Consider the following 6,052-nt stretch of genomic DNA (forward strand, 5'->3'; position numbering starts at 1 on the left):
GTGGGCGAGCCGCCGGGCCTCGAAGGCCGAGCGCAGGTGCGCGATCGCGCCGTCCTGTCCCCTGATCCGCGAGAGCGACATCAGCCGGCCCCCGTTCGCCGCCGCGCGATCCGCGCGGCGATCTCACCCGCGAGGCGCGTCGCAGCGATCATGCCGCCCGCGTCGGCGACGCCGCGACCCGCGACGTCGAGCGCGACCCCGTGCCCCGGCGATGTCCGCACGATGGGAAGCCCGAGCGTGACGTTGACCGCGTCGCCGACGCCCCACAGCCGCAGCGGGATGGTCGCCTGGTCGTGGTACATCGCGAGCGCGGCGTCGAACCGCGCGCCTCCCTCGCGACCGCTTCCTTCCCGCGCGCCGAGCCGCGGGAACAGCGCGTCGGCGGGGAGCGGACCCTCGGCGTCCACGCCGGCCTCCCTGGCCGCCGCGACGGCGGGCGCGATGACGCGCGCCTCCTCGTCGCCGATGGCGCCGCGCTCTCCGGCGTGCGGGTTCAGCGCCGCGACGGCGATCCTCGGGAACTTCACGCCGAGCGCCGCGTCGAGCCCGCGCGCGAGCGTGAGGAGCTTCTCGAGCACGAGCTCCTTCGTGAGCGCTCCGGCCACGGCGGCGAGCGGGAGGTGGTTCGTGACGAGGCCGACGCGCCGCGCGCCGTGCACGAACGTCATCACGACGCACCCGGCGCCGGCGAGCCGCGCGAGGAACTCCGTGTGGCCGGGGAAGTCGTAGCCGGCCTCCGCGACCGTCGCCTTGATGACCGGCGCCGTGACCATCGCGTCGGCCGCCCCCGACAGGCACAGCCGCGCCGCCTCGACGACGGCCGCCGCGGCCGCCGCCGCGCCCGCCGTCGTCGGCCGCCCGGGCTCGCTCGGCGCCGCCTCCGGCGCGGTCCCCACGACCTGCGCGTCGAACGGCAGCGACAGCCGGGCCGCGCAGCGCTCGAACACGTCCCGCGCGCCCACGGCGACGAGATCGAAGTCCGCGCGGAGCCCACCGTCCGCGAGCGTCCTGAGCGCGATCTCGGGGCCGACGCCGGCCGGGTCGCCCATCGTGAGAAGGACTCTCGGGCGGCCCGGGCGCTGCCGCCCCCCGCCCACCGACCCCGGCTCCATGCGCATGAGGGCCGGCCTCGGCCGACCCTCAGTGCCGTGAGACATCGCGGTCCCCGATCACCTCGCAGAGGGCGCGCGCCCTCTCCTTGCTCACATTGCCGCTCGGGATCTCGACCACGCGGACCGTGAGCGTCCTGTCCCGCAGGCTCAGTGTGATCTCGTCGCCCGGCCGCACCTCGGTCGCCGCCTTCGCCCTCCTCCCCAGGATCTCCACGCGGCCCGCGTCGCAGAGCTGCCTGGCCGCGCTCCGCTGCTTCACGAGGCGCGAGACCTTGAGAAAGAGGTCCAGCCTCATGGCGAGGGGTCCGCCGCGTCCCGGATGCTCACGTAGATCTCCCGGGAGAGCCGGTCGATCAGCTTCTGGTACTCCTCCTCCATGCGCCGGTCCACGAGGAACTGCCGGAGCCGCGGCCGGATCTCGTCCAGCGTGGCCGTGCGAGCCGCCTCGTGGCGGAGGAGCGTCAGAACGTAGTAGCCTCCGTCGCCCCTGAGGACGGCGCTCACGCCTCCGGGCTCAAGGGACTCGACGGCCGCGCGGAACTCCGGCACGAGATCGTCCGGGGCGAACCGGCCGAGCACGCCCCCGGCCTGCGCCGTGCGCGCGTCGTCGGAGTAGCGCCTCGCGAGCTCGGCGAAGTCCTCGCCGACGACCGCGCGCTGCCGCAGGCTCTCCGCGAGCGCCGCCGCCCGCGCGTCGTCGTCGGGGCCGGGCGCGAGTCGCGCGAGGATGTGTCGCGCGCGCATCGTGTCGCCGCTCTTGGCGACGGCCTGGATGAGGTGCAGGCCGAAGCGCGTCTCGACGATCCCGCTCGTCTCGCCTTCGCCGAGCGCGAACGCGGCCTCCTCGAACTCGGGGACCATCATGCCCGGACCGAATGTCCCGAGGTTCCCGCCGTTCGCGGCGCTGGGGTCGTCCGAGTAGATCCTCGCCAGGCTCTCGAAGGACTCGCCGCGGCCGAGACGCTCGAGCGCCTCGTCGAGCCGCTTGGTCGCCGCCCGTCTCGCGCTCTCGCTCACCTCGGGCAGGATCAGGATCCCGGCGATCTCGTAGTGCTCCGGAACCGCGCCCACCTCGGAGGCGTGCTCCTCGTAGTACGCGGCCACCTCCGCCCACGTGACCTCGGCCTTCGGCCTGACCTCCAGGTCGATCACCTTCTGGCCCAGGAGCCGCCGCTCGACGTCGGCGCGGTAGAGCCGCTTGAGCTCGGTCTCGGTCATGCCCTCCCGCGCGAGGGCGGCCTGGAACGCCGCCTCGGAGCCCTGCCTCGCCTTGACGTCCGCGAGCCGCCGCTCGATCTCCTCGTCCAGCTCCCACCCCTCGACCACGATCGTGTCCCGCATGGCTCTCGCGACGAGCAGCAGCTCATCAACCATCTCGTGGAGCAGTTGCATGCGGACCGCCTGCGCCTGCTCGGGCGGGGTCTCGGCGCCGGCTCGGACCTGGTACAGGTACATCTCCTGGTCAACCTCGCTCTCGAGGATGACGCGGTCACCGACGACGGCCGCGATGCCGTCAACGAGCTCGCGCTCCGCGCGCGCCACGCCCGCCCAGACAAGGGCGGCGACGCCGGCCAGCAAGGCGGCCATCCGTACGCGATGCCACTGCATGGGGATTCCCCCGTCCGCGGCGCGCCGGACCCGTCACGCGCGAGGCCCCGCGACCCGCTTGAGCTACTGCGTTTCCGTCGCCGCCGTGTCCTGCGGTGCCCCGATGCCGAGGATGCCGCCCGGCTCCTCGCCCCGTGCGCGGCTCTGCGCCGCGCGCCGGAGGTTCGCCGTATCCACGACGACGGTGCTCCGTCCCTGGAGCTCACCCAGCCAGCGGTCGAACACCTGCCGCCGTCGCTGCGACGTCAGGAAGTTCAGGACCGTGGCGCGCCTGGACTCGAAGGTGGGCTGCCCTGCGCCCGGCTGCCGATCGAGGACCTTGACGATGTGGTATCCGTAACTGGAGGGGATGACGCCGCTCACCTTGCCCACGCCGAGCTCGAAGGCGACCTCCTCCAGTTCGTAGATCATGTCGCCCCGGCCCATGTACCCGAGGTCGCCGCCGATGCGCGCCGTCTGGTCGATGGAGAACTGGCCGGCGGCCGTGCCGAACGGCGTGCCGGCGCTCAGCTGCCGGAGGACCAGCTCGGCCTCCTGCCGGCTGCGCACGAGGATGTGCGCGAGGCGCACCTGGAGCCCGTACTCCGACCGGTGCGCCTCAAAGTAGGCCCGCGCGTCTTCCTCGGTGACATCGGGCACGTCGCCCATGATGAGCTGGATGCACGCCTCCGCCACGATCTCGCGCTCCAGCTCGCGAAGGCGACGCCGCGTCTCCTCGGACTTGCCCAGTCCCCGCCGCAGTCCCTCCTGGTAGAACAGCTCCGTCTTGACCCAGCGCTTGAGCGCCTCCTCCTGGTCGTCGAGCGTCATGACGGCGCTGAGGTGTTCCGGCACCGACGCGTAGAACTCGCCGACCGTGAGCGAGGAGCCGCCCACGCGGGCGAGAACGTCGCGGTCGTGCTGCCGCCCGCACGCCGCCGCCGCGAGCAGCACGGCAACGGCCGCGGCGACCCGGAGGTTCGTCCGCACGGAGCCCATCGTCCTCCGAACCGGCTTCCGCCGCCTACTGCCCGCCTCGGCTCGGAGCGGCAAGGCCGGCCGCCGCCTTCTTCTCCTTGAGAACCTCCGCCGTGTCGCGCACGTACTGCAGGTTCCCGTCGATGGTCTCGATCGTGACCGTCGCCCTGATCTCGTCCAGAAGCTGGTTCAGCCGCGCCTCCCGCCGCTCCCCGACGAGGCTCTGCGCCGCCCTCGGGCCGGCCTCTTCCAGCGTGAGGAACCGCTCGGGGTTCCGCTTGAGCACCTTCACGATCGCGAACCCGCCGGGCGCGGCGATCGGCTCGCTGATCTCGCCGGGCCTCAGTCTGAACGTCGGCTCCTGGAGGTACGGGAACCTCTGCTCGCCCTGGTAGTAGTCGGTCACGATGCCCTTGTTGTTCTTCAGCCAGCTGCTCGTCGCGTGCAGATCAAGGGCCTTCTCGAATGTGGTCTGGCCCGCCAGGAGCTGCTGCCTGACCGCGTTCGCGATCTCCTCGGTCGGGACGATGACGTGCTGCACGTCCGCGCTGGGGGGCTGCGCGTAGTCCGCGCGATGGGTCTCGTAGTACTCGCGAACCTCGATGGGCGTCGGCTCGCTCACCTTGTTGATGACGTCCGCCTCGTACAGCAGCTTCACCATGAGCTCCTCGGCCCGCTCGGCGAGGTAGTCCTTGAACTCACGGGTGTTCCGGTAGCCCCGCTTGTCGATCTCGTACGCGATGATCTCGGCGTGGACCCTGTTGCGAAGGAGGCGCTCGATGCCCTGGGGGCCGTCGCCCTTCGGGGTCTCCATGCCCTCCGTGCCCTTGAGGATCTCCTGATAGTCGCCGAGGGTCACGGTCTTCTTCTTGCCGCCGATCTTGTAGGTGAACAGGACCTTGCCCTTCTCCTCGTCCGGGAGCTCGGGGACGACGTGGGCGGCCGCGCGCGCCATTCTGGTCTCGACGTCGGCGGGCTTCCCCATGTCGGGGATCTGCTTCGCCACCGTCTCGTCCGTTCGCGTGGAGGCGAGCGCCAGGACGTCCTCGTCGAACTGGACGTCCGCGGCCGCCATCCAGGCCATGTTGACCTCGTGCTCCTTGAGTCCCCTGGCGAACGCCTGCGCCTCCTGCGTGACACCGGCGAGATGCTGCCCCTCGAGCGGGGTCCGGTACGCCGGGTCCTTGCGCGAGAGGACCTTGAAGACCTGCCAGTTGCCCATGTTGACGGGCTGCGAGACGTCGCCGTTGTTGAGGTGCTGGATGGCGACCCTGACCAGCGGGTGGTAGTTCTTCCACTCCAGGATGGGCATCCTGCCGCCCTCCTTGCCGCTCGGCAGGACGGAGATCTCCTGGGCCACGCGGGCGAAGTCCTCTCCGCCTTCGGTGACGCGCTTGTACGCCGCCTCCGCCTCCTCTTTGGTCTCCGTGGCGATCTCCAGGAGCTGGAACGTCATCTCACGGACGGTGTAGTAGTCCTCGATGTCCTTCTGGCTGAGCGTGCTCGGCTTCTCGATGACGTCCGCGCGGAGCATCATCTCCGCCTTCTGCTGCGAGTGGAACTCCCGCGCGCCCGCCTGATACTCGTGCGTGTCGAGCCCGAGGCGGAGCGCCTGGATGACGAGCAGTTCCTTGCGGATGACGTCCTCGATGATCCTCCTCCTGCCCTCGTCGCCGGGGATGTCCGGGATGTAGGGCACGATCATCTTGTCAAGCCGTTCGTTCACATACCCGGCCGTGACCGTCCGCGGCGGGATCTTGCCTTCGTTGTCCGTGATCCGCACCACGACCTTGTCGCTCGTGCTCTTCGCGCAGCCGCACACGACGGCGGCCGCGACCACGACGACCAGGGCCAGCGCCATGAACCTCCTCATGCTCCTCCCGCTCCTTTCGCACCCGCGCACCGCGGCGCGGCAGATGGTCCGATGCCTTTGACGCTGATTCAGTAAACCCGAGAGCCCCGTCTGGGGCCCTTCTCACCATGCGGCAACCTACCACAGGCGACGAAGTGCCTCAACACCTTTCTAGCCGCGCGCAGGGCGTCCGGGCGGTCCTTGGGGGCCGGGAACCGCACCGTAAGGCCCACCCGCGCGTCGAACTCGAGCGGCACGTCGCACGCCGCCAGCACCCGCCTGAGAACGCCGGGCGTCGGCTCCCTCCCTGCGGCGAACGCCGCCTCGACGGCGCCGCCGGCGTACGACACCTCGCGCACGCCCGCCGCCTTCCCCAGCACCCGCACGGCCTGGACGTCCAGGAGCGAACCCACGTGCTCCGGCGGCGCGCCGAACCGGTCGCCGAGCTCCTCCGCGAGGCCGTCCAGGACCGCTTCGCTCGCCGCGTCCCTGATCCGCTTGTAGATGTCGATCTTCGTGTCGT

At 71.2% G+C, this 6,052-nt stretch carries 6 protein-coding genes; all 6 read right to left on the minus strand.

Annotation, left to right across the window (positions count from 1 at the left end):
- Positions 1-80 precede the first annotated feature (80 nt).
- Complete coding sequence (gene pdxA / locus FJY74_09155; protein ID MBM3308481.1) at positions 81-1,112, minus strand: 4-hydroxythreonine-4-phosphate dehydrogenase PdxA; 1,032 nt, start codon at positions 1,110-1,112, stop codon at positions 81-83.
- Between the two features lie 28 nt (positions 1,113-1,140).
- Positions 1,141-1,407, minus strand: coding sequence for an RNA-binding S4 domain-containing protein (locus FJY74_09160; GenBank protein MBM3308482.1), 267 nt, complete (start codon positions 1,405-1,407; stop codon positions 1,141-1,143).
- Entirely contained in the window at positions 1,404-2,699 is a 1,296-nt protein-coding gene (locus FJY74_09165; GenBank protein MBM3308483.1) for a peptidylprolyl isomerase, read from the minus strand. Before FJY74_09165 ends, FJY74_09160 begins: the two co-directional genes overlap by 4 nt.
- Before the next feature lie 84 nt (positions 2,700-2,783).
- On the minus strand, positions 2,784-3,689 hold the full coding sequence (locus FJY74_09170) for a peptidylprolyl isomerase (GenBank protein MBM3308484.1): 906 nt from the start codon (positions 3,687-3,689) through the stop codon (positions 2,784-2,786).
- Between the two features lie 34 nt (positions 3,690-3,723).
- Positions 3,724-5,550 carry a peptidyl-prolyl cis-trans isomerase gene (locus tag FJY74_09175; GenBank protein ID MBM3308485.1) on the minus strand — a complete coding sequence of 609 codons (1,827 nt, stop codon included), beginning with the start codon at positions 5,548-5,550 and terminating at the stop codon, positions 3,724-3,726.
- Positions 5,551-5,618: 68 nt separating this feature from the next.
- A partial coding sequence (locus tag FJY74_09180) for a hypothetical protein (GenBank protein MBM3308486.1) occupies positions 5,619-6,052 on the minus strand: 434 nt, incomplete at its 5' end.

It is taken from the genome of Candidatus Effluviviaceae Genus I sp. (assembly GCA_016867725.1).
In the GTDB taxonomy this organism is placed as follows: Bacteria; Joyebacterota; Joyebacteria; order Joyebacterales; family Joyebacteraceae; genus VGIX01.

Excerpts from the sequence above, each read along its gene's own strand:
- FJY74_09165 (MBM3308483.1), bottom strand. The coding sequence starts at position 2,699 with ATGGCCGCCTTGCTGGCCGGCGTCGCCGCCCTTGTCTGGGCGGGCGTG.
- FJY74_09175 (MBM3308485.1), bottom strand. The coding sequence starts at position 5,550 with ATGAGGAGGTTCATGGCGCTGGCCCTGGTCGTCGTGGTCGCGGCCGCC.
- FJY74_09160 (MBM3308482.1), bottom strand. The coding sequence starts at position 1,407 with ATGAGGCTGGACCTCTTTCTCAAGGTCTCGCGCCTCGTGAAGCAGCGG.
- pdxA (MBM3308481.1), bottom strand. The coding sequence starts at position 1,112 with ATGGAGCCGGGGTCGGTGGGCGGGGGGCGGCAGCGCCCGGGCCGCCCG.